At 66.8% G+C, this 23,576-nt stretch carries 20 protein-coding genes; 17 read left to right on the forward strand and 3 right to left on the reverse strand.

All coding sequences use genetic code 11. The features are described 5' to 3' along the window. Window positions 1-40: 40 nt before the first annotated feature. The 5 genes from odhB to HMPREF9710_RS10575 all read left to right on the forward strand — a co-directional run bounded on the left by odhB (window position 41) and on the right by HMPREF9710_RS10575 (window position 5,075). Entirely contained in the window at window positions 41-1,303 is a 1,263-nt protein-coding gene (odhB, locus tag HMPREF9710_RS10555; RefSeq protein ID WP_005666213.1) for a 2-oxoglutarate dehydrogenase complex dihydrolipoyllysine-residue succinyltransferase, read from the forward strand. Window positions 1,304-1,363: 60 nt separating this feature from the next. Further along, window positions 1,364-1,717, forward strand: a complete 354-nt coding sequence (locus tag HMPREF9710_RS10560; protein WP_005666215.1) for a PspC domain-containing protein — start codon at window positions 1,364-1,366, stop codon at window positions 1,715-1,717. Between the two features lie 15 nt (window positions 1,718-1,732). After that, window positions 1,733-3,169, forward strand: a complete 1,437-nt coding sequence (gene lpdA / locus HMPREF9710_RS10565; protein WP_005666216.1) for a dihydrolipoyl dehydrogenase — start codon at window positions 1,733-1,735, stop codon at window positions 3,167-3,169. Between the two features lie 104 nt (window positions 3,170-3,273). Further along, window positions 3,274-4,371 carry a cell division protein ZapE gene (gene zapE, locus HMPREF9710_RS10570; protein ID WP_005666217.1) on the forward strand — a complete coding sequence of 366 codons (1,098 nt, stop codon included), beginning with the start codon at window positions 3,274-3,276 and terminating at the stop codon, window positions 4,369-4,371. Between the two features lie 14 nt (window positions 4,372-4,385). Then, window positions 4,386-5,075, forward strand: a complete 690-nt coding sequence (locus tag HMPREF9710_RS10575) for a hypothetical protein (protein ID WP_005666219.1) — start codon at window positions 4,386-4,388, stop codon at window positions 5,073-5,075. Here the strand turns inward: HMPREF9710_RS10575 and HMPREF9710_RS10580 are convergent. Next, window positions 5,072-5,857 (reverse strand): PP2C family protein-serine/threonine phosphatase, encoded by a 786-nt coding sequence (locus tag HMPREF9710_RS10580; protein ID WP_005666221.1) that lies wholly within the window; start codon window positions 5,855-5,857, stop codon window positions 5,072-5,074. The two genes, HMPREF9710_RS10575 and HMPREF9710_RS10580, sit on opposite strands and share 4 nt — an antisense overlap. Window positions 5,858-6,038: 181 nt before the next feature. Between HMPREF9710_RS10580 and HMPREF9710_RS10585 the strand changes: the two genes are divergently transcribed. Both HMPREF9710_RS10585 and yoaA read left to right on the forward strand, forming a co-directional pair. Further along, window positions 6,039-6,239: a YdcH family protein gene (locus HMPREF9710_RS10585; protein ID WP_005666222.1), complete on the forward strand. Its 201-nt coding sequence runs from the start codon at window positions 6,039-6,041 to the stop codon at window positions 6,237-6,239. Window positions 6,240-6,270: 31 nt separating this feature from the next. Continuing rightward, complete coding sequence (gene yoaA, locus HMPREF9710_RS10590; protein ID WP_005666223.1) at window positions 6,271-8,319, forward strand: DNA repair helicase YoaA; 2,049 nt, start codon at window positions 6,271-6,273, stop codon at window positions 8,317-8,319. A gap of 17 nt (window positions 8,320-8,336) precedes the next feature. Here the strand turns inward: yoaA and HMPREF9710_RS10595 are convergent, their stop codons facing one another. Further along, window positions 8,337-9,311, reverse strand: a complete 975-nt coding sequence (locus HMPREF9710_RS10595; RefSeq protein WP_005666224.1) for an NADPH:quinone oxidoreductase family protein — start codon at window positions 9,309-9,311, stop codon at window positions 8,337-8,339. Between the two features lie 177 nt (window positions 9,312-9,488). Here HMPREF9710_RS10595 and HMPREF9710_RS10600 point away from each other — a divergent pair, with 177 nt between their 5' ends. The 9 genes from HMPREF9710_RS10600 (at window position 9,489) to HMPREF9710_RS10640 (ending at window position 22,032) form a co-directional block, all read left to right on the forward strand. Further along, window positions 9,489-10,097, forward strand: coding sequence for a toll/interleukin-1 receptor domain-containing protein (locus HMPREF9710_RS10600; protein WP_005666225.1), 609 nt, complete (start codon window positions 9,489-9,491; stop codon window positions 10,095-10,097). 8 nt (window positions 10,098-10,105) lie between these two features. Next, window positions 10,106-12,619, forward strand: coding sequence for a tetratricopeptide repeat protein (locus HMPREF9710_RS10605; RefSeq protein ID WP_005666227.1), 2,514 nt, complete (start codon window positions 10,106-10,108; stop codon window positions 12,617-12,619). A gap of 625 nt (window positions 12,620-13,244) precedes the next feature. Beyond that, window positions 13,245-13,994, forward strand: coding sequence for a 5'/3'-nucleotidase SurE (gene surE / locus HMPREF9710_RS10610; protein ID WP_005666228.1), 750 nt, complete (start codon window positions 13,245-13,247; stop codon window positions 13,992-13,994). Further along, entirely contained in the window at window positions 13,991-14,857 is an 867-nt protein-coding gene (locus HMPREF9710_RS10615; RefSeq protein ID WP_005666230.1) for a protein-L-isoaspartate(D-aspartate) O-methyltransferase, read from the forward strand. The genes surE and HMPREF9710_RS10615 overlap by 4 nt, the downstream gene beginning before the upstream one ends. Before the next feature lie 55 nt (window positions 14,858-14,912). After that, a complete protein-coding gene (locus HMPREF9710_RS10620) occupies window positions 14,913-15,773 on the forward strand; it encodes a peptidoglycan DD-metalloendopeptidase family protein (RefSeq protein ID WP_005666231.1) in 861 nt (286 codons plus the stop codon). A 7-nt stretch (window positions 15,774-15,780) separates the two neighbouring features. Further along, entirely contained in the window at window positions 15,781-16,821 is a 1,041-nt protein-coding gene (gene rpoS, locus HMPREF9710_RS10625; RefSeq protein ID WP_005666233.1) for an RNA polymerase sigma factor RpoS, read from the forward strand. 147 nt (window positions 16,822-16,968) lie between these two features. Continuing rightward, entirely contained in the window at window positions 16,969-18,381 is a 1,413-nt protein-coding gene (gene rlmD / locus HMPREF9710_RS10630) for a 23S rRNA (uracil(1939)-C(5))-methyltransferase RlmD (RefSeq protein WP_005666235.1), read from the forward strand. A gap of 104 nt (window positions 18,382-18,485) precedes the next feature. Beyond that, window positions 18,486-20,405 carry a hybrid sensor histidine kinase/response regulator gene (locus HMPREF9710_RS10635; protein WP_005666236.1) on the forward strand — a complete coding sequence of 640 codons (1,920 nt, stop codon included), beginning with the start codon at window positions 18,486-18,488 and terminating at the stop codon, window positions 20,403-20,405. Window positions 20,406-20,439: 34 nt separating this feature from the next. After that, window positions 20,440-22,032, forward strand: a complete 1,593-nt coding sequence (locus tag HMPREF9710_RS10640) for a PQQ-dependent sugar dehydrogenase (RefSeq protein WP_005666238.1) — start codon at window positions 20,440-20,442, stop codon at window positions 22,030-22,032. A gap of 45 nt (window positions 22,033-22,077) precedes the next feature. Here the strand turns inward: HMPREF9710_RS10640 and HMPREF9710_RS10645 are convergent, their stop codons facing one another. After that, the gene (locus HMPREF9710_RS10645; RefSeq protein WP_005666239.1) at window positions 22,078-22,764 is read right to left on the reverse strand and encodes a Bax inhibitor-1/YccA family protein; all 687 of its coding nucleotides are present in this window, start codon (window positions 22,762-22,764) and stop codon (window positions 22,078-22,080) included. 255 nt (window positions 22,765-23,019) lie between these two features. Between HMPREF9710_RS10645 and ndk the strand changes: the two genes are divergently transcribed. Next, entirely contained in the window at window positions 23,020-23,445 is a 426-nt protein-coding gene (gene ndk, locus HMPREF9710_RS10650) for a nucleoside-diphosphate kinase (protein WP_005666240.1), read from the forward strand. Window positions 23,446-23,576 lie beyond the last annotated feature (131 nt).

The raw sequence follows: 23,576 nt of genomic DNA on the forward strand, positions 1-23,576 counted from the left end.
CGGGGGCACTTGCAAAGAATAATTACTGGAGTTTTAAAAAATGGCACAAATCGAAGTCAAGGTACCTGTTCTGTCGGAATCCGTTGCTGAAGCAACCCTGCTGTCGTGGCACAAGAAAGTCGGCGAGTCCGTGTCGCGCGACGAAAACATGATCGACATCGAGACCGACAAGGTGGTCCTGGAACTGCCGGCGCCGAGCGCCGGCGTGATCGTGCAACTGCTGAAAGCCGACGGCGATACCGTCGTCGCCAACGAAGTCATCGCGATCATCGATACCGAAGCATCGGCGCAGACCAGCCCGATCTCCGTCAAGGCCGTTCCATCGGCAGCGCCGAACGCCCCGATCGCTGCGCCGGCCGCCGCGCCAGCCGCTGATCAGTCGAAAGCCGGCGTCGCCATGCCGGCCGCCGCCAAGATCCTGGCCGACAACAATATGAGCGCTTCGAACGTCGAAGGCTCGGGCCGCGATGGCCGCGTGACCAAGGGCGATGCCCTGGCCGCCGTCGCCGGCAAGCCAGCCGCCGCACCTGCCGCTGCACCGGCCGCCGCGCCGAAGGCAGCCCTGCAGCAAGTCGCTGCTCCTGCACCAGCCAACCTGGGCGACCGTCCGGAAGAGCGCGTGCCGATGAGCCGCCTGCGCGCCCGTATCGCCGAGCGCCTGCTGCAATCGCAGTCGACCAACGCCATCCTGACCACCTTCAACGAAGTGAACATGGCTCCGGTCATGGAACTGCGTAACAAGTACAAGGACAAGTTCGAGAAAGAACACGGCGTCAAGCTGGGCTTCATGTCCTTCTTCGTCAAGGCCGCCGTCGCCGCGCTGAAGAAGTACCCGATCCTGAACGCCTCGGTCGACGGCAACGACATCATCTACCACGGCTACTTCGACATCGGCATCGCCGTCGGTTCGCCACGTGGCCTGGTGGTGCCGATCCTGCGCAACGCCGACCAGATGTCGATCGCCGAAATCGAGAAGAAGATCGGTGAGTTCGGCCAGAAAGCCAAGGACGGCAAGCTGACCCTGGACGACCTGTCGGGCGGCACCTTCTCGATCTCGAACGGCGGCGTGTTCGGCTCGATGCTGTCGACCCCGATCATCAACCCACCGCAGTCGGCGATCCTGGGCGTGCACGCGACCAAGGACCGCGCCGTCGTCGAGAACGGCCAGATCGTCATCCGTCCGATGAACTACCTGGCAATGTCGTACGACCACCGCATCATCGACGGCCGCGAAGCCGTGCTGGGCCTGGTCGCGATGAAGGACGCGCTGGAAGATCCGGCCCGCCTGCTGCTGGACCTGTAATTCTCGTCACGTGCCGGCGCCGCCATGGCGGCGCCGGCTTGCTGTTTGCCGGAGAACGCCATGTTGTCAGACGAAATCAAGCGGCTGCACGAGTTGCACCAGGCCGGCGCGCTGTCGGATGCCGAGTTCGAGCAGGCCAAGGCGCGCATCCTGTCGGGTGCGTCGACCGTGAGCCTCAATAAGGAACCGCCGGCCACCGAGCGGATCTCCTTCGACCAGCACCGCGACGACCTGCTGAGCGGCCTGCGCCGCTCGCGGCTCGACCGCTGGCTGGGCGGCGTGTGCGGCGGCCTGGCGCGCACCTACGGTCTCGAATCGTGGGTCTGGCGCCTGATCTTCGTGCTGTTCGTCCTGACGTTCGGCTTCGGCATCCTGATATACCTGCTGCTGTGGGTATTCATTCCGGAAGAATAAAAAGGAATCAAAGTAATGAGCGATAAACAATTTGACGTCGTCGTGATCGGCGGCGGTCCTGGCGGCTACATCGCCGCCATCCGCGCAGCCCAGCTGGGCTTCAAGACCGCCTGCATCGACGAGTGGAGCAACGCCGCCGGCAAGCCTGCCCCGGGCGGCACCTGCACCAACGTCGGCTGCATCCCGTCGAAGGCGCTGCTGCAATCGTCGGAACACTTCGAACACGCCGGCCACGCCTTCGCCGACCACGGCATCAAGGTCTCGGGCCTGGAGCTCGACCTGGGCACCATGCTCAAGCGCAAGGACACCATCGTCAAGCAGAACAACGACGGCATCCTGTTCCTGTTCAAGAAGAACAAGGTCACCTTCTTCCACGGCCGCGGCGCCTTCGCCGGCAAGGCGGAAGGCGACGCTGGCTACACCATCAACGTCAGCGGCCCGACCACCGACACCATCAGCGCCAAGAACGTGGTCGTCGCGACCGGTTCGAACGCACGCCAGCTGCCGGGCGCGGAATTCGACGAGAAACTGATCCTGTCGAACACCGGCGCCCTGGCGATCGACGCCGTGCCGGGCAAGCTCGGCGTGATCGGCGCCGGCGTCATCGGCCTGGAAATGGGCAGCGTGTGGCGCCGTGTCGGCGCCGACGTCACGGTGCTGGAAGGCCTGCCGACCTTCCTGGGCGCGGTCGACGAGCAGATCGCCAAGGAAGCGCACAAGCTGTTCACCAAGCAGGGCCTGAAGATCAACCTTGGCTGCAAGATCGGCGCGATCACCAAGGGCGCCAACGACGTCACCGTGGAATACGCCGATTCGACCGGCGCCGAACAGAAGGCTACCTTCGACCGCCTGATCATCTCGATCGGCCGCGTGCCGAACACCAACGGCCTCGGCATCGAGACCGTGGGCCTGCAGCTCGATGAGCGCGGCTTCGTGGTGGTCGACGACGAATGCCGCACCAGCCTGCCGGGCGTGTGGGCGGTGGGCGACGTCGTGCGCGGCCCGATGCTGGCGCACAAGGCCGAGGAAGAGGGCGTGGCGGTTGCCGAGCGCATCGCCGGCCAGCATGGCCACGTCAACTTCAACACGATTCCATGGGTGATCTACACCTCGCCGGAAATCGCGTGGGTCGGCAAGACCGAACAACAGCTGAAGGCCGAAAAGATCGCCTACAAAGCGGGAACGTTCCCGTTCATGGCGAATGGTCGTGCGCGCGCGCTGGGCGACACCTCGGGCATGGTCAAGTTCCTGGCCGATGCCACCACCGATGAAATCCTGGGCGTGCACATCGTCGGCCCGATGGCCTCCGAGCTGATCTCGGAAGCCGTGGTCGCGATGGAGTTCAAGGCGTCGTCGGAAGACATCGCCCGCATCTGCCACGCGCACCCGTCGCTGTCGGAAGCGACCAAGGAAGCCGCGCTGGCAGTCGACAAGCGTTCGCTGAACTTCTAAGCAAACAGGAGCATTCGTCGGCACCGTGGACGCGGCGCCGGCGAACGGTATCCCGTAATGTGGGCGGGTTTCCCCGCCCACATTACGTTTACAGCGGTAAGAATATGAATGTCCAAGAGTATTACCAGCACGCGCTGAACGAGCGCGGCTTCAAGTCAGACCCGGCGCAACAGATGGCGGTGGACCGCCTGCAACAGGCGTACGACGACTGGGTCCACTACAAGGCCCAGCGGTCGTCCGCTTTCAAGCGCCTGATCAACCGGCCCGACGTGCCCAGGGGCGTGTACATGTGGGGCGGAGTGGGGCGCGGCAAATCCTTCCTGATGGATTCGTTCTACCTGGTGGTGCCGGTGGTGCGCAAGACGCGCCTGCATTTCCACGAGTTCATGCGCGCCGTGCACGGCCAGCTGGATGAGCTGAAAGGCGTGGCCGATCCGCTCGACGAAGTGGCCAAGCGCATCGCCAAGAAATATCGCCTGATCTGCTTCGACGAATTCCACGTTTCGGACATCGCCGACGCGATGATCCTGTACAACCTGCTCAAGGCCCTGTTCGACAACGGCGTGAGCTTCGTGATGACTTCCAATTACGAGCCGTCGACCCTGTATCCGGACGGCCTGCACCGCGACCGCATGCTGCCCACCATCGCGCTGCTGCAGGAAAAACTCGACGTCCTGAACGTCGACGCCGGCAATGACTACCGCAAGCGCGCACTGGAGCAGGTGGAGGCCTATTACATGCCGCTCGACGCGGCGTCGGACAAGGCGCTGCGCGACGCCTATGCCAGGGTGGCCGACACCGCCGACGAAGCGCCGGTGGTGACCATCGAAAAGCGCGAGATCCGCGCGCTGCGCCGCGCCGGCGGCGTGATCTGGTTCGATTTCGCCACCCTGTGCGGCGGCCCGCGCTCGCAGAACGACTACCTGGAACTGGCCAGCCAGTTCCACACCGTGATCCTGTCCGGCATCCCGGCGATGTCGGCCGCCCAGTCGTCCGAGGCGCGCCGCTTCACCTGGCTGATCGACGTGTTCTACGACCACAAGGTCAAGCTGATCATGTCGGCCGCAGTCGAACCGGAAGAGCTGTACACCAAGGGCCAGCTGGCGAACGAATTCCACCGGACCGTATCGCGTATCATCGAGATGCAGTCGCGCGAGTACCTGCTGGCCGAACGGCGCGGCGCGGCCGACGCCATTGCATGATCGAAAGGAACACCATGACAAGACAACCGATGCTGCGCGCTACCGCAGCCGCCGCATTTACCCTGTTACTGGCGGCTTGCTCGAGCACCGAGCTGGCGCAGCAGGAGGCGCCGCCGGCGCCCACCACGTCGCCCGAACAGGCCGAACAGCGCCTGGCCGCGGTCGCGGCCGAGCGCGCCGCGATCGAGGCCCGTTTTGCCGAGCGCGAAGTGGTTTGCTACGACAAATTCTTCGTCAACCGCTGCCTGGATGAAGCCCGCGAAGTGCGGCGCGCGGCCCTGGTGACGCAGCGCGCGATCGAGATCGAGGCCTCGCACTATCTGCGTCGCCTCAAGGTCGAGGAGCGCGACAAGGCGATCGCCGCAGCCGATGCCGCCTATGCGCAAGAAGAAGCCAGGCTGGCCGCCGATCCGGCGCCGGCGAAGGACTCGGCCGCCGCCGCGCTGCCGCCGCCACGCACCAAGCCGGGCGAGTCGCGCGTGGTGCGCAACCAGCAGCGGGCCCAGGAAAATGCGGCGAACGCCGAGAAGGAAGCCGCGGAGCGCGCGGCCAATGTCGCGGCCTATGAAGAGCGCCGTCGCAAGTCGGAAGAACGCCAGAAAGAAGTGGCGCGCCGCGTGGCCGAGCGCGAAGCCAAGGCGGCCCAGCGCGCGGCCGAGGAAGCGAAGCGGGCGAACGGCAATCAGCCGGCGCCAACGAACTAGCGCTGACCGGCGAACGACCCGTCCTGGGCCGGCTTGACCAGCTTCACGATGGCCATGGTGCAATTGCCGCCTTTGCCTTGCGAGCGCTCGGTGGCTTTGTTGATGAGCATTTCGGAGGCCTGGCGCGGCGTCGTCCTGGCGGTCACGGCCGCCAGCTCGGCGTCGGTGAAGAAATGCCACAGGCCGTCCGAGCACAGCAGGAAGCTGTCGCCCGCGGCCAGCCCGGTATGGCTGCCGGTCGTGACGAAGGGTTCCTTGCGGCTGTTTCCCAATACATTGAGCAAAAGCTTGGAGCGGCGGTGATTGCGCGCCGCCTCCGGCGGCAGGCGGTCGCTGGCGACCAGGTGCTCGACATAGGCGGCGTCGCCCGTGCGCACCGCGCACTTGCCGTGCTCGAAGCGGTAGAGGCGCGAATCGCCCACGTGGGCCCAGACCGCCTCGCCGTGCGGGCTGATCACCAGGCCGACGAAGCTGGCGTGAATCTCGGCCTGCGTGGCCACGGCATTCATCTTGATCACCGTGTGGGTCTCGCTGATCATCTCGTGCAGCAGCTGGGCCAGGCGCTCGATGCCGGGACGGTCGCCGGGCTTGAATTCGTCGAAGACCTGGCGCGCCGTGTGCAGCACCTGGTCGGCCCCGGCCGGACTGGCGACCCCGTCCGACAGCACCGCCAGCACGTAGCCTGGGGCGCGGGCGCCGGTGAACAGGGCGGCGCGGTCGTTCTGCTGGGGGCGGTTCCCGATGTGTTGCGCGGTGCCCGCTTCGATCTTGTAAGAAGTCATAAATCCGTGTTTTCCAGGACGCTAACGCCAATCTTTGTTGGCGGCAACCTCCGCCTCGATTAAACTATGCACTGAGAAGCCACCAGCTTGCAAGTTAATCTTGTAGCAACAAGATAGCATAATCCGGAGCGCCCGCCCTGGCCGGCGCTTTTCGCCATTCTTTCCCGTAACTGCATCCAACATGACTGACGTACAGGACATCCAGCGCCGTATTATCGAACTCGATGTGGAGCACCGCGACCTCGACGCCGTCATCTCCCTGTTGACGGCGGACGGTCATGCCGACCAGTTACAACTGCGCCGCCTCAAGAAGCGTAAACTGCAGCTCAAAGATCATATTACGCTGCTGAAGATGCAGCTGGTACCCGATATCCCGGCCTGATTCATTCCCAGGCCCAACGAAACCACGTATTTTGACCGACCAACTTTCTGCTTCTCCGGATGCGGTAGAGACTATTGCTCCCGCAACACTGGAATCCCAGGCTCCCGCCGGCAAGTACGACGCCGACGTCGATCGCCTGTTCGGCGCCGGCGGCCCGCTCGCACCCGCCGTCGGCACGTTCAAGCCGCGCCAGTCGCAGACCGAGATGGCCAAGGCCGTGGCCCAGGCCATCGCCGACCAGCAAGTGCTCATGGCCGAGGCCGGCACGGGCACGGGCAAGACCTTCGCCTACCTGGTGCCGGCGCTGCTGTGGGGCGGCAAGACCATCGTCTCGACCGGCACCAAGAACTTGCAAGATCAATTGTTCTTGCGCGATATCCCTACCGTGCGCGCCGCCTTGCGCGCGCCGGTCTCGGTCGCCCTGCTCAAGGGCCGCTCGAACTACGTCTGCCATTTCCATCTCGAGCGCACCCTGCAGAACGGACGCCTGACCTCGCGCGACGATGTCGGCCACCTGCGCGAGATCTCGCGCTTCATCAAGATGACGAGCTCGGGTGACAAGGCCGAGCTGGCCAAGGTGCCCGAGACCGCCACCGTCTGGAACCTGGTCACCTCCACGCGCGACACCTGCATGGGCGCCGAATGCCAGTACTACCAGGATTGCTTCGTGATGAAGGCGCGCAGGGAAGCGCAGCAGGCCGATGTCGTGGTGGTCAACCACCACCTGTTCTTCGCCGACGTGGCGCTGAAGGATACCGGCGTGGCCGAGCTGCTGCCGTCGGCCAATACCATCATCTTCGACGAGGCGCACCAGCTGCCCGACGTCGCGACCCTGTTCTTCGGCCAGTCGGTCTCGACCTCGCAAGTGCTGGAACTGTGCCGCGACGTGCTGGCCGAAGGCCTGGCCCATGCGCGCGGCGGCCCGGACTGGGCCAAGGTGGTGACCGTGGTCGAGAAGGCCGCGCGCGACCTGCGCCTGTCCTTCGGCGACGGCAACTTGCGCCTGTCGCTGCCGCAGATCATGCCGACCTCCCAGTTCTTCCCGGCACTTGAAAAGCTCAAAGAAGAAATCGCCGGCATGATCACGGTGCTGGAGGAAAATTCCGCGCGCGCCGAAACCATCGAAGCCTGCCGCGTGCGTGCGCACGAGCTGGCCGCCGCCTTCGAGGCCTGGAAGCCGGACCACAAGGCGCCGGCCAACGAGCAGGCGGTGCTGTGGGCCGAGGCTTTCTCGTCTTCGCTGCAACTGCACAAGACGCCGCTGTCGATCGCGCCGATCTTCGCCAGCCAGCGCGAAGGCACGCCGCGCAGCTGGATCTTCACCTCGGCCACGCTGGCGGTGAAGAACGACTTCAAGCATTTCTCAGACCAGCTGGGACTGACCGGCGAGCCGGCCAAGACCTGGCCCAGCCCGTTCGACTACCAGAACCAGGGCATCCTGTACGTGCCGACCGGCCTGCCCGAGCCGCAGGCGGCCGTGTACACCGACGCGGTGGTCGATGCCGCCTTGCCGGTGATCGAGGCCGCCGGCGGCCGCACCTTCTTCCTGTGCACGACGATCCGCGCCGTCAACAAGGTGGCCGAGCGCCTGCGCGCCGAGTTCGCCGAACGCGGCTGGGATTTCCCGCTGTTCGTGCAGGGCGAGCGCGGCCGTACCGAACTGCTCGATTCCTTCCGCAATGCGGGCAATGCGGTGCTGGTCGGCAGCCAGAGCTTCTGGGAAGGCGTCGACGTGCGCGGCGATGCGCTGTCGCTGGTGATCATCGACAAGCTGCCGTTCGCGCCGCCCGACGATCCGGTGCTGGCCGCGCGCATCGAGGTGATGGAAAAGCAGGGCATGAACGGCTTCATGCACCACCAGCTGCCCGAGGCGATCATCACCCTGAAGCAGGGCGCCGGACGCCTGATCCGCGACGTCGACGACCGCGGCGTGCTGATGATCTGCGATCCGCGCATCATCACCAAGCCGTATGGTCGCCGCATCTGGCAGAGCCTGCCGTCGTTCAAGCGCACCCGGGTGCAGGAAGAGGTGATCCAGTTCTTCCGGCCGGTCGAAGAGGCGGACGAGAGCGCGGCCTGAGCGCGGCCTGAGCGGCGTCAGGGCACGATGATCACCTTGCCGATGACCTTGCGCGCCGCCATGTCGTTCAAGGCCTGCGCGGTGTCGGCCAGCGCATAGCGCCGCGACACCAGCGGCCGCAGTTTCCCTTGCGCGATCCAGCCGGTGATGCGCGCCATCGCCGCCAGGTGCGCATCCTGCTCCTTGCGCGTGAAGTCGCCCCAGAACACGCCCACCACCGACGCCCCTTTCAGCAGCATCAGGTTCCACGGCAGGCGCGGGATCTCGCCGGCCGCGAAGCCCACCACCAGGTGGCGTCCGCGCCAGGCGATCGAGCGCAGCGCCGGTTCGCTGTACTTGCCGCCGACCGGATCGTAGATGACGTCCGGGCCGCGGCCATCGGTGGCGGCGCGCAGCGCTTCGCGCAAGTCCGCGGTTTCATAATTGATCAGCACGTCGGCGCCGTGCACCTTGCACGCCGCCAGCTTCTCGTCGCTGGACGCGGCCGCGATCACGCGCGCGCCGAGGGCCTTGCCGATCTCGATCGCCGCCAGGCCCACGCCGCCGGCCGCGCCCAGCACCAGCATCGTTTCGCCCGGCTGCAAGGCAGCGCGGTCGGCGACCGCGTGGTACGAGGTGCCGTAGGTGAGCGTGATCGCGGCGGCGACATCGAAGTCCATGTCGTCCGGCATCGGGAGGAAGGCGCTGCCCGGGGCCACGGCCTGCTCGGCGAAGGCGCCGGTGCGGGTGAAACCGATCACGCGCTGGCCGGGGACGAAGCCGCGGACGTCGGCCCCGACGGCGCGCACCACGCCCGCGAACTCGTTGCCCGGCGTGAAGGGAAGGGGAGGACGCACCTGGTATTTGCCCTGGACCGTCAGCACGTCGGGGAAGTTGACGCCGGCCGCCTTCACGTCCACCACGACGTCGCCCGGGCCGGCGACCGGTTCCGGCAAGTCTTCCAGCACCAGGCTGTCTGGTGGTCCCCAAGCGGTGCAGCGTACGGCTTTCATTGCTTCCTCACAGTTTTATTGGCGGGGTTATTGGCGGGGCGAATTATGCCTTAAGAAAGAGAGCGAATCTTCGTCCGCAAGGCCCGTGTCTGCTTGTCCGCCCGCAAAGCCGGCAGGGGTCCGCGCGCTAGAGTCTTGGGATGCGGGCGCCACGCGCGCCGGGACCAGAGGACAAGCATGGCAATTCGTTACGGTTGTTTCTTCAGTTATGCCCACGGCCGACACGCGCTGATGCAGCGCTTCAAGTCGGCCCTGGCCGACGCCCTGCGCTGCTATCTCGAACCCTACTTCGACAACGAAGACGAACTGTTTGTCGATACCGAGCAGTTGGGCGGCGGCGACGATCTCGACCGCAAGATCGCACGCGCCATGTGCGAGAGCGTCTGCATGATCCTCATCTACACGCCCAAGTACGAGGCCCACGCCTATACGCGGCGCGAGTACGAGGCCATGCGCCTGATCGAGGCCGAGCGCGGCAAGTGGTACACGCTGCCGAGCCGCCTGATCATCCCGGTCGTCATGACGCGCCACCCCGAATCCCTGCCGCCCCAGATCAGCGACGCGCGCTTCTATGTCGACTTCTCGCACTACACGATGGCCACGCCCGATCTGATGTCGAATCCAGACTTCTTGCCGGACATTGACAAGATGGTCAAGCGGATTGCAGCCCATTATGCATGTCAAAAAAAGCATACGCCGCTCGACCACGACTGCAACCAATTCGTGCTTCCCGCTGTCCCACCCGAATGGCGCGATGTTCCAGAACTGACGTTTCCAAAAGAATGAGGAGCCATATGGACCAACAAGGTATCTCGCTCCAGCCGCTGGCCACGCCAGGCGCGGTGACGAGCTTCTATGCCTACGAGGGCGGCGCGGCGCGCAATGCCGTGCTCGCGGCGCTGGCGCTGCAGCTGGCGGGTGGGGACGCCGAGGCGCCGGTGCTGGTGATCGACTGGGATCTCGAGGCGCCGGCACTGCATCGCCATTTCGCAGTGCCGGCCGATGAACCGTATGCCGACCTGCCTGTTTCCCTGCATGGCGCCGGGCCGGCGCCCGCGCACCCGGCGGCGCCTGCGGGCGCGCATGCCACCGACGCCGGCGACGCGGCCCGGCCCGGGCTGCTCGAATTCCTCGAGGCTTGCCGCGCCCGGCTGCGCAACACCGCCGGCCGCGGCGAGGAGCTGGCCGACCGCGTGATCGACGGCGTCGGCTGGCAGGCCTATCTCGAGCGCGCCGACGGCCGCCGTCCGCTCTACCTGCTGCGCGCCGGACGCTTCGACGGCAGCTATGCCGAACGCGCCGGCCGGCTCGACTACCCAGCCCTGTTCGACGCCTGCCCGGCGCTGTTCCGCCGCTTCGCGGCGCGCCTGGCGCAGCATTTCGGCCACGTGCTGGTCGCCACCGCCGCCGGGCGCTCGGCCGCCGTCAGCGTGTGCTCGACCCTGGTGCCCGACCGCCTGGTGGGCCTGTTCACGCCGGCGCCGGGCAGCATCGAAGGCATCGAAGGCATGCTGCGGCGCGCCATCGATTACCGCTGCACCCACGAAGAAGAACAGCGTCCGCTGCTGCTCTACCCGCTGGCCTGCACGGCCGACGGCGCGCGCAGCGACCCGCATGCGCGCTGGCGGCGCGGCGATGCGCGCCATGGCCCGGGTTACCAGCCGCGCATCGAGGCGCTGCTGCGCGCCAGCTATGGCTGGTCGCGCGTCAACCTCGACAGCTGGTTCGACGAGACCCAGCTGGCGCTGGCCGACGCCTTGTCCACCGCCGGCCCGGGCGGCGACCGCCGTGCGCTGGCGCGCCATGCCGCGCTGCTGGCCGAATGGCTGGCGCCGGGCCGCTTCCCCTGGCAGTCGCTGACCGAAGTGCGCCTGCGCGCGGCGGTCGCGCAGGCCCGCCGCCAGGCCGGCGGCGACGACATCGGCTCACCGTCGCTGGCCGATCACCTCGGCCGCTTGGGCGAGCTGTGCCGCCGTGAGCGGCGCCGCGACGAAGCCCGCGCCTGCCTCGAAGAAAGCCTGGCCGTGCGCGAACGCCTGCTTGGCGACGACCATGCGGCCACGCGCCAGGCCCGCGTCGCGCTGGCCGCGCTCCTGCTCGACAGCGGCGTCGTGCAAGAGGCGCGCCGCCACTACGACCTGCTGGTCCAGGCCTGCGCGCGCACGGCCGGTCCTGATGCGCCCGAGACGCTGGCGGCGCGCTCGCAGCTGGCGCGGGCGCTGGCCGCGCTGGGCGAGGGCGAGCGCGCGCTGGCGCTGCACGAGCAGGTGGTGTCCACCTGCGAACGCGCGCTCGGCGCCGAACACCTGGTCACGCTCGACTGCCTCGAAGACCTGGCGCATAGCCTGGTGCAGCAGCGCGAATTCGAACGCGCCCGCATCGTGGTCGAACGGGTGCTCGACGCCCGTCGCCGGCGCCAGGGCAGCGAGCATGCCGACACCCTGCGTTGCGGCCAGCGGCTGGCGCTGCTGCTGGGCGAGACGGGCGAACTGGGCAACGCGCGGCGCATGCTCGAATCGGTGTTGCGGGCCCATGAACGTCACGACGGCCTGGACGCCGCCGGCACACTGTCGGCGCGCGAGGCGCTGGCCGAGATCCTGGCGGCGCAGGGCGACCTGGCGGCGGTGCGCAGCATCCAGGAATCGTTGGCGCGCACGCGCGAGCGGCACCTGGGAGCCGGCCATCCCGAAACGCTCAATATGCAGCTGCGGCTGGCCTCCACCCTGGGCCAGCAGGGCGAGGCCGAAGCCGCGCGCCGCCTGCGCGAACAGGTGGCCGAGCTGCGCCAGCACTTGCGCGAGGTCGAAGGCGCGCCGCCGTCCGGCGGCGCCCTGGACGATGCCGTGCAGGTGCAGCTGACACACCAGATGCGGGACCAGATGCGGGCGCACAGCGGGGCATCCGGCTCCAGCCTGTCGCCGGGCGGCGTGGCGCCCGGCCTGTCATCGTCGCCGCCTGCGGCGGACGGCGTTGCAGCGCACGGACAGCATGAACTTGCGGCGCCGCGCGAGCATGCCGAAACCAGTCATGCGGCCGACAACCTGGGCCACAAGCTTACCGAGTTGCAGAACCTGATCGACAGCCGCAGTCCTGAAGAAGCCAGGGCGCTGGCCGACAGCCTGCGCACCTCGGTGCTCAGGCCCAGCGCCGCCCATCCGCTGCGCCGGCGCGGCGCCGCCATGATCAAGCAGGTCTATCTGCAAGAGGGCGACAAGGATGCGCTGTTGTCCTTCACCCAGGACGAAGTGTCGCTGCTCGAAGGGGCCTTGATCGAGGCGGCGCGCGACAATCCGATGGCGATGCGCTGACAGCGCGGGGCGGGCGCTGCGCCAGCCTCGACCCCCGGCATGGTCCGGGCAAGTGCTTGCGCCGGCGCCCGTATGCCGGCGCTCGTATGCCGGTGCCCGTATGCCGGCGCCCGTATGCCCGGATCGCCGGGCGCCGAGCCGCCGACCGGCCCCGCTTGCCCGCAGACCATCAGTCCGCCAGTCCGCCAGTCCGCCAGTCCACCAGTCCACCAGTCCACCAGTCCACCAGTCCACCAGTCCACCAGTCCAACGGGCCGCCGTCCCGCCGAGCCCTTGCCGCGCCAACTTGTCGACTTGCCAGCCCGGATTCACCGGCCCTGGCTCGACGGCATCGAACCGACATCCATTGCGCGGCGCCAGTCCACAGCAGCCTGGCCGGCTTCGCATCGCGCTGCGCCGACTTGCCATCGCTACCGCGCCACCCCCGAATTAACTGCGCGACAAGCAACTTGACAGGACGGCATTGCGTGGTTATCGCCGGGCTTGTCAGCCTGTCCAGTAAACTGTCGCATGGCCGCCGCACTGTTATCAGACGGTTCATCGGCCGTCCCGGATTGTGAAATCCAGGCGTGAATTTCTGCTGCCGGGCGTCGATACAGGCGTTGCTTCGGGTAAAATCTCCGCCATGCGAATCTTGATCAGTAACGATGACGGTTATCTGGCGCCTGGGCTGCAGGCGCTGGCGGACGCGCTCGCGCCGATCGCCGACATCGTCGTCGTCGCACCCGACAGCAATCGCTCGGGCGCCTCGAATTCGCTGACCCTGGACCGGCCGCTGTCGGTCTACAAATCGGCCAACGGCTTCTATTTCACGAATGGCACGCCGACTGACTGCGTGCACATCGCCCTGACCGGCATGTCCGATGCGCCGCCTGACCTGGTGGTTTCCGGCATCAATAATGGCCAGAATATGGGCGACGACACCCTGTACTCCGGCACCGTCGCCGCCGCCACCGAAGCCTTCCTGTTCGGTCTGCCGGCGATCGCCTTCTCGCAGGTGCACGGTGGCTGGGCCCACGTCGATTCGGCCGCCCGCGTCGCGCGCGACATCGTCGAGCGTTTCGCCGCCGGCGGTTTCGACATGCTGCCCAAGCCTTTCCTGCTGAACGTGAACATCCCGAACCTGCCGTACGAGGAGATTGGCCCGCTGACCCCGACCCGCCTCGGACGCCGCCACCAGGCCGAGCCCGTGATCCGCGCGCAGGATCCGCGCGGCCGCGAGATCTTCTGGATCGGCGCTCCCGGCGCCTGCCGCGACGCCGGCGAGGGCACCGACTTCCACGCGACCGCGCAGGGCCGCGTGTCGATCACGCCGCTGCAGATCGACCTGACCCACAAGACCCAGCTGGCCCTGCTGGCGGGAGGGTTGGCATGAAGGATGCGCGACCGAATTTTCCGCTGCCGCTGTCGTCGGTGACGAGCGGCGTGCGCAAGCCCGGCACGCCGGCGCCGGTGCAGACGCCGCAGACCGCCACCCGCAACGCCACCACCTATACCGGCGCCAGGACGCCGCCGTCCCCGAGCCCGGCGCCACGCACGCCAGGCTATGTGCAGGCGGCCAGCAGCGCGCCGGCCGCCCAGCGTTCCGACCTGGCGGCCACCGAGGCGGTGCGCCGCGCGATGGTGGGCCGCGTCGCGCGCCAGGGCGTGCGCGATCCGCAGGTCCTGATGGCGATGGAAACCGTGCCGCGCCACCTGTTCATCGAGCCGGCGATGTCCGGCCAGGCGTATGTCGACGCCTCGCTGCCGATCGGCCATAACCAGACGATTTCCCAGCCCTATATCGTCGCCCGCATGATCGAAGCAATGCGCGAAGCGATGCGTCCCGGCGCCACGCTGGGGAAAGTGCTCGAGATCGGCACCGGCTGCGGCTACCAGGCCGCGGTCCTGTCCTTCGTCGCGAAAGAGGTGTATTCGATCGAGCGCATCAAGCCCTTGCACGAGCTCGCAAAGACCAATCTGCGGCCGCTGCGGATATCGAACCTGCGTTTGCAGTATGGGGATGGTATGCTAGGCTTGCCGCAGGTCGCGCCTTTCGATGGCATCATCCTCGCCGCCGCCGGGCTCGAGGTGCCGCGGGCCCTGCTCGAGCAGCTGGCCATCGGCGCGCATCTCGTGGCGCCGGTCGGCGCCCAGGTGCAGCACCTGCACCGTATTACCCGCACCGGCAAATCCGAGTGGACCAGCGAAACGCTGGAAGCGTGCCACTTCGTGCCGCTGCGCCCAGGCACCATCTGAAAACCCAACAGGGGCCGCCAGGCCCGCCGTACGCCGATAAGACAATAGAATGCCAATGACACAAGCACCGCGTTTAGCCCTCCTGACGATCCTCATCGGCCTCGTGGCCGGTTGTTCCACCACCACCCGCCAGGCGCCGGTCGTCGAGCGCCCCGTCACCGCCGCGCCAAGCCGGCCAGCGCCCGCGCGCGTGGAAGAAGCGCCGAAACAGGACGAGCGCGGCATGTACACCGTGCGCAAGGGCGACACCCTGCTGCGCATCGCGCTCGACTTCGGCCAGAACTACCGCGATCTGGTGACCTGGAACAACCTGGCCAATCCGGACGACATCAAGGTCGGCCAGGTATTGCGCGTGACCCAGCCGGAAGGCGAGCGCAGCGCCAATGTGCAGACCCAGCCGGTGCCGATGCCGCCGTCGGCCAGCGTGCCGCGCAAGACCGAGCCGCGCGCCGACAAGACCCCTTACAGCGAAGGCAAGGTGGCCACCGCCACGCCGCCGGCCACCACCGCGCCGGCCACGCCTGCCGCCCCGGCCGCCAGCGACGAAGCGCGCCTGAGCTGGATGTGGCCTTCGGAAGGCCGCGTCATCGCCACTTTCGACGATGGCCGCAACAAGGGCATCGACATCGCCGGCAAGATGGGCCAGCCGGTGGTCGCCGCCGGCTCGGGCAAGGTAATGTATGCTGGCAGCGGCATCCGCGGTTATGGTAATCTCGTCATCGTCAAGCACAGCAACAGCCTGTTGTCCGCCTATGCCCACAACCGCAAGATCGTGGTCAAGGAGGGCGATAACGTGAGCCGTGGCCAGGTGATCGCCGAGATGGGCGACTCCGACGCCGACGCGGTCAAGTTGCACTTCGAGATTCGTCAGCAGGGCAAGCCGGTCGACCCGACGAGGTTCTTGCCCGTTCGTTAGGAACGGTATGACGCAGCCGCCGCACCCGCTGGACCAGGAGGATACGGACGAGTTTCCGGATGAGCCGGAAAGCGGGCGCGCGCATGCCGACGGCGATCTCGACCATGTCGACCGCGTCGACGGCGCGGGCGGCGCGGCGGGCGAAGAGGCGCTGGCGCGCCACGCCAGCATCGACACGGTCGACGAGCTGGGCAAGGTCTTGCAGGCCGAGCTCGCGACCGACACCACCCAGCACTACCTGAACCAGATCGGCGCCAGGCCGCTCCTGACGGCCGTCGAAGAAGTCCACTTCGCCACCCTGGCCAAGTCCGGCGACTTCGGCGCGCGCCAGAAGATGATCGAGCATAACCTGCGCCTGGTCGTCTCGATCGCCAAGCACTACATCAACCGCGGCGTGGTCCTGCTCGACCTGATCGAGGAGGGCAATATCGGCCTGATGCGCGCCATCGACAAGTTCGAGCCCGAACGCGGCTTTCGCTTTTCGACCTATGCCACCTGGTGGATCCGCCAGAGCATCGAGCGCGCCATCATGAACCAGGCCCGCACCGTGCGCCTGCCGGTGCACATGGTGCGCGAGCTCAACGGCGTGCTGCGCGCCAAATACCATCTCGAAGCCCAGAAGCACGACGGCAAGGAAGCCTCGAGCGAGGACATCGCCAGCCTGGTCGGCCGCCCGGTCGAGGAAGTGCAAGACATATTGACCCTGTCCGAGCACGCGACCTCGCTCGATGCGCCGCTCGACAACGATCCGCAATCGAGCCTGATGGACATGTTGCCCGACGACGGCGAAGGCAGCCCCGACGCCCACGCCGAGCAGCAGGAGGTGGCGCTGCTGGTGCGCGACTGGCTGACCCGGCTGCCGGACAAGCAGCGCCTGGTCGTCACCCGCCGTTTCGGCCTCGACAACGACGATCCGGCCACCCTGGAAACCCTGGCCGAAGAGATGGGCGTGACGCGCGAGCGGGTGCGCCAGATCCAGCAGGAAGCGCTGGTCAAGCTCAAGCGCGCGATGGCGGCGCGCGGCGTGGTGCGCGATTCATTGTTGTAACGGCAACCCTACCAGGTAGCGCCCACTTCGATTCCTTGCTATCATGCCCGCCGGGCCGTTTCGGCCATTTTTCTTTTATGCGCGGCCTTTGAAGCATGCGCCGCCGGCCGGGGCCGGCTCCTGCCTTCACTCCACTTTCTCATCACCATGCAAGAAATCTTCATCGACATCAAATCCCTCGACATGGACGGGCGCGGCGTTGGCCACCTCGAAAACGAGGACGGCTCGCCAGGCAAGGTGATCTTCGTCGAAGGCGCGCTGCCGGGCGAGCGCGTCAGCTTCGAGACGACGCGCAAGAAAAAGAACTGGGAAGCAGGCCGCATGGTCACCCTGCAGCGCGCCTCGTCGATGCGGGTCGAGCCGAAATGCCAGCATTTCGGCTACTGCGGCGGCTGCTCGATGCAGCACCTGGAGCCGAGCGCGCAGGTGGCGATGAAGGGCCGCGTGCTGGAAGACAACCTGTGGCACCTCGGTAAAGTGAAGGCCGAGATGATCATGCGCCCGATGTATGGCCCGACCTGGGATTACCGCTATCGCGCGCGCCTGTCGGTGCGCCACGTGGCGAAGAAGGGTGGGGTCCTGGTAGGCTTCCACGAGCGCGCCTCGTCCTATGTGGCCGACATCACCACTTGCGAGATCCTGCCGGACCACGTCGCGCGCCTGCTGGTGCCGCTGCGCGAGCTGGTCGGCGCCCTGTCGATCTACAACCAGATGCCGCAGATCGAGGTGGCGATCGGCGAAGAGACCACGGTGCTGGTGCTGCGCATCATGGCGCCGCTCACGCCGGCCGACGAGGTGCTGGTCAAGGCCTTCGCCGACAAATGGGAGATCCAGTGGTGGCTGCAGCCGAAGGGCCCGGACACCGCCTATCCGTTCTACCCATTGGGCAAGAAGCTGTATTACACGCTGCCCGAGTTCGGCATCCGCATGCCGTTCAAGCCGACCGACTTCACCCAGGTGAACCATCACATCAACCGCGTGCTGGTGTCGAAGGCGCTGCGCCTGCTCGAAGTGCAGCAGGACGACCGCGTGGCCGACCTGTTCTGCGGCCTGGGCAACTTCACCCTGCCGCTGGCGACCCAGGCGCGCGAGGTGGTCGGCATCGAAGGCAGCACGGCCCTCACCACGCGCGCGCTGGACAATGCGAAGGCGAACGGCCTGGCGGAGAAGACCTCGTTCTCGACCCGCAACCTGTTCGAAGTCACCAAGGACGACCTGGTCGCGCTGGGCAAATTCGATCGCATGCTGATCGACCCGCCGCGCGACGGCGCCATGGCGCTGGCGCTTGCGTTGGCCGAACTGCGCGAGACCCACGAACACCTGATGCCGCAGCGCATCGTCTACGTCTCGTGCAGCCCGTCGACCCTGGCGCGCGACGCCGGCATCCTGGTGCACAAGGCCGGCTATGTGATGAAGAAGGCGGGCGTGGTGAACATGTTCCCGCACACCTCGCACGTCGAGTCGATCGGCGTGTTCGAGCTGGGAGACAAGCCGGCGCGGCCCGCCGATGGCGCGCACTATGTGCCGGCCGACGTGCCCGCGCCGCCCGACGCCGCCTGAGGTCTGCAAGCTGCCGCGTTTTGGTAAGCAGCTGTAACGGATGAGCGACACCGTACAGACCGCGCTATCCATCTCGGTTTTACTGTTGGGAAACAGAGGTGCGTATGGACACTACCAAACACGGCAATAACGACGAGCATCATGGCGAACGCTTCTGGCGCTTTTCCCGGGAGCTGCTGGTCGTCGCCGCGCAAGATGGGACGATCGAGGCGGTCAATCCGGCATGGAGCAGGCTGCTGGGCTATGCCGACGACGAGATCGTCGGCCGGAAGTTCATCGAGTTCACCCATCCCGCCGACCTCGATGCGACGCTGGCCGCGTTCGCGGGCATCCTCGAGCGGCCGCTGGCGACGCCCTATGAATACCGCTTCCGCCACCGGGACGGTTCATGGCGCTGGTTCGGCTGGACCGGCGCCTTCGAAGAGGGCAAGGTGTATGCCGCCGGGCGCGACCTGACGCACGAGCACCGGCGCGAGAAGGCCTTGCAGGACGCCGAGGACTTTACCCGCCTGGCCCTGCATTCGGTGGGCGGCGTCGGCATCTGGACCGCCGACCTGCAGGCGCGCACCTATGTCTGCGACGCCGCGATCGCCGACCTGTATGGGGTCGATCCGGTGCGCGCCGCCGGCGGCTTGCCGGCCGAGGAACTCATGGCCAACATCCATCCGGACGATCGCCCGGCATTGATGACCGAGATCGCGGACAGCCTCACCTCGGGCAAGGACGCCAATTTCGAGTACCGCCTGCGGCATCCGAATGGCGTCGTGCGCTGGGTGCATTCGCGCTGGCGCACCTATCTCGACGAACATGGGCAGCCGCTGCGCCGCACCGGCGTCGGGATCGAGACGACGGCCCAGCGCCACCTGGAGGAGCAGCTGCGCCAGGCCCAGAAGATGGAGGCCGTGGGGCAGCTCACCGGCGGCCTGGCCCACGACTTCAATAACCTGCTGGCCGGGATCACCGGCGCGCTCGACCTGATGCAGATCCGGATGCGCCAGGGGCGCTTCGGCGACTTCGAGCGTTACGTCGCGGTGGCGCAGGGCGCCGCCCGGCGCGCCGCCGCGCTTACGCACCGCCTGCTGGCCTTCTCGCGGCGCCAGACGCTGGCCCCGACGCCGGTCGACGTCAATGCGCTGGTGTCCGGCATGGAAGAGCTGATCAGGCGCACCATCGGGCCCCAGGTCACGCTCGAGGTGGTTGGCGCGGTGGGACTGTGGCCGACGCTGGTCGATGCCGGCCAGCTCGAGAACGCCTTGCTGAACCTGTGCATCAACGCGCGCGACGCCATGCCCGACGGCGGCCGCATCACGATCGAGACCGCCAACAAATGGCTCGACTATTCGGCCTCGAGGGCGCACGACATCCCGGAAGGCCAGTACTTGTCTCTTTGCGTGACCGATACCGGCGCCGGCATGACGCCGGAGATCGTGGCCAGGGTGTTCGAACCCTTCTTCACCACCAAGCCGATGGGCGAGGGCACGGGCCTGGGCCTGTCGATGATCCACGGTTTCGCGCGCCAGTCGGGCGGCCAGGTGCGCATCTATTCCGAGGTGGGGGAGGGCACCACCGTCTGCCTCTACCTGCCGCGCTATTATGGCGAGCTCAAGCCGGAAGACATCGGCTTGCCGCCGGCGCCGCAAGCGCCGGCCGGCCAGGGCGAGACGGTGCTGGTGGTCGACGACGAGCCGTCGGTGCGCATGCTGGTGACCGAGGTGCTGGAAGACCTGGGTTACGTGGCGCTCGAAGCGGCCGACAGCGTGGCCGGACTCAAGCTGCTGCAGTCCGATACGCGCATCGACCTGCTGGTGACCGATGTCGGCCTGCCTGGCGGCATGAACGGTCGCCAGATGGCGGAAGCCGGCATCGAGCGCAGGCCGGAGCTGAAGGTGTTGTTCATCACCGGCTATGCCGAGAACAGCCTGATCGGCAACGGCCACCTGATGCCAGGCATGCAGGTGCTGACCAAGCCGTTCGCGGTGGACGCGCTGGCGGTGCGGATCAAGGAGCTGGTCGAGGCGCGCTGACGCGTCCGGCCGCCGAGACATCGGAAGGAATGAAATGAAGGAATTCACCCGGCGGCTCGCCGACTGGCTGGCCGCCGCGGTGGCGACCGCGGCCGTTGCCAGCGTCGTGCAGACGCAGATCAATCTCGGCGAACTCAGCGCGCTCGGCGCGTCGATCGGCCTGGCGGACCGGCTTCGGGTCACACTGGGCGACCTGGCCGGCTTTGGCGCGGTCATGACCGGCATCGCGCTGGTCGCGCTGTTGCCGGCGTTCGGCGCCGGGCACCTGCTGGCGCGGCGCGCACCGTCGCCATGGCGCGCCGCCATCTTCGCGCTGGCGGCGGTCGTCGCCCTGTGGGTGGCGTTCTGGCTGATGCTGCACGTGATTCCCATGCCGGCCATCGCCGCGACCCGCGGCGGCGCCGATCACGCCTTGATGGCCGCGACGGGTATCGTCGGCGGCCTGCTGTACGCCCGCATGAGCGCGCCGGCGCGCGGCCCGGGCGATCCGCGGCGCCATGCCGCGCTGGCGGCCATGCTGGCGCTGGTCCCGGCGCTGCTGTTCCTGGTGACGTCGCCCGGCGCCGCCGGGCGCCCCGATGCGGTCGATCCGGCCAGCTACCGCATCGAGACGGTCGCGCGGGGACTCGAGCGGCCATGGTCGCTGGCCTTCCTGCCGGACGGCCGCATGCTGGTCACCGAGATGGGCGGACGCCTGCTGGCGATCGGCGCCGACGGCGCATCGACGCCGATCGCGACGGATGGCCTGCCGCCTGTGTTCCAGCGCGGCGGCACCATCGGCCTGATGGACGTCGCCCCCGACCCCGCATTCGCGCGCAATGGCTTGCTGTACCTGACGATGGGCCATGGCGCGGAGGGCGCCAATGGCACGCGCCTGGTGCGGGCCAGGCTGCGGAATGACCGTCTGGAAGACGTCCGGATCCTGTTCAGTTCCACGCCCAAGCCGCGCGCCGGCAATAACGGCGGCCGCATCGCTTTCCTGCCCGACGGCACGCTGGCGCTGACGGTCGGCGACGGCAACTGGCGCCGCGAAGAGGCGCAGAACCCCGCCAACCACCTGGGCACCGTCGTAAGGCTCGACCGCGACGGCAGGGCGCCGGCCGACAATCCCTTCGTCAATCGCCCCGGCGCCGCGCCCGAGGTCTACAGCCTCGGTCACCGCAACCCGCAGGGCATCGCCGTCGACCCAGGCACGGGCGAATTGCTGCTCACCGAGCATGGCGCGCGCGGCGGCGACGAGATCAACCGCATCGTGGCCGGCAAGAACTACGGCTGGCCGCTGGTCACGGCCGGCATCGATTACCCGTTCGGCCGCGTCACGCCGTTCAGCCGCCTGGCCGGCTTCGAGGCGCCGCTGCTGGAATGGACGCCGTCGATCGCGCCGGCTGGCCTGGCCGTGTACGATGGCGCATTGTTTCCAGAATGGCGTGGCGACCTGCTGGTGCCGGCGCTGCGAGGTCGCGCCCTGCACCGCGTCGTGCGCGATGGCGGCAGGATCGTCGGGCAGCAGACCTTGTTGGCAGAATTGAATCAGCGCCTGCGCGACGTCAAGGTCGGCCGGGATGGCGCGATCTACGTCCTGACGGATGGCCTGGACGCCCGCCTGCTGCGTTTGAGCCAGCCATAAAAAAACCGGCCGCGAAGGCCGGTTTTCTTTTGGAGACGCGATCGATCAGTCGTCGCCGCCCACGATGCCCAGCAGGCGCAGCAGGCTGGTGAAGATGTTGAACACGTTCAGGTAGATCGACAGGGTGGCGGTGACGTAGTTGGTTTCGCCGCCGTTGACGATGCGCTGCACGTCATACAGGATGAAGGCCGAGAAGATGCCGATCGCCAGGACCGAGATCACGATCGACAGCACCGACATCTGCAGGAAGATGTTGGCGACGACCGCCAGCAGCAGTACGACGACACCGGCCATCAGCCAGCTGCCCATGCCCGAGAAGTCGCGCTTGGTGGTGGTGGCGATGCTGGCCATCACGGCGAACACGGCCGCGGTGCCGCCGAAGGCGGTCATGATCAGGCTGGCGCCGTTCGAGTAATTGAGCGTGTGGGTCAGCAGCGGGGCCAGCATCATGCCCATGAAGAAGGTGAAGCCGAGCAGCAGGGCCACGCCCAGGCCGGAATCCTTGTTCTTTTCGATGGCCCACATGAAGCCGAAGGCAACCGCGAGGAAGATCACGAAGCCCATGATGCCGGTGAAGGCGATGCCGAAAGACATGCCGGCGACCGCGCCGAGCACGGTAGGAATCATCGACAGCGCCAGCAGCCAATACGTGTTGCGTAACACTTTGTTACGCGTGGCCTGACCACCTTTGCTCAGGTCGATGGTACTTTGCTGTTGGGTACTAGGGTACATATAGTGCCTCCGGTTAGATAAATGGTACGTGCGAGTGCTACGCAAGGTACGTCAGCTTGATCCTATCGCATCTTTCTTAACTGAAGATGAAGAAAGGCCCACATCGGACGGACTTTTCCGCCACTGTAACACCATGCTTGCCACGACCGCAATATCGGATATCTGGGGCAGGTATGGTAAAATTAAAGGTTGATTGAGTCCTAAAGTTCAAACGAATTTCTCAGTTCAAAACCTTTCTTTTATTGGAGTTTTCTCATGGCAATCGAACGCACCCTGTCCATCATCAAGCCGGACGCAGTTGCAAAAAACGTGATCGGCAAAATCTATAGCCGTTTCGAAGAAGCCGGCCTGAAGATCGTGGCTGCCCGCATGGTGCAACTGTCGCGCGCTGAAGCCGAAGGCTTCTACGCAGTGCACGCTGCGCGTCCGTTCTTCAAGGACCTGGTCGACTTCATGATCTCGGGTCCGGTGATGATCCAGGTGCTGGAAGGCGAAGGCGCGATCCTGAAAAACCGCGACCTGATGGGCGCTACCGATCCGAAGAAGGCCGACGCCGGCACCATCCGCGCCGACTTCGCCGACTCGATCGACGCCAACGCCGTTCACGGTTCGGACGCTGCCGAAACCGCCGCTGTGGAAATCGCTTACTACTTCCCGGCGCTGAACGTCTACTCGCGTTAATTAGTAAGGGGGAGCGCAGTCCGGGCGTTCCCCGGATCGATTCCCCCGGACTAATAGGAGCCTTTCCTGGCAGGTGGGGGGAAGCTGATAGCGATGCATGGCAAGTGTGGGCAAGGCGCGAGGAGGCCGCA

This window comes from Massilia timonae CCUG 45783, from assembly GCF_000315425.1.
Lineage (GTDB): Bacteria > Pseudomonadota > Gammaproteobacteria > Burkholderiales > Burkholderiaceae_D > Telluria > Telluria timonae.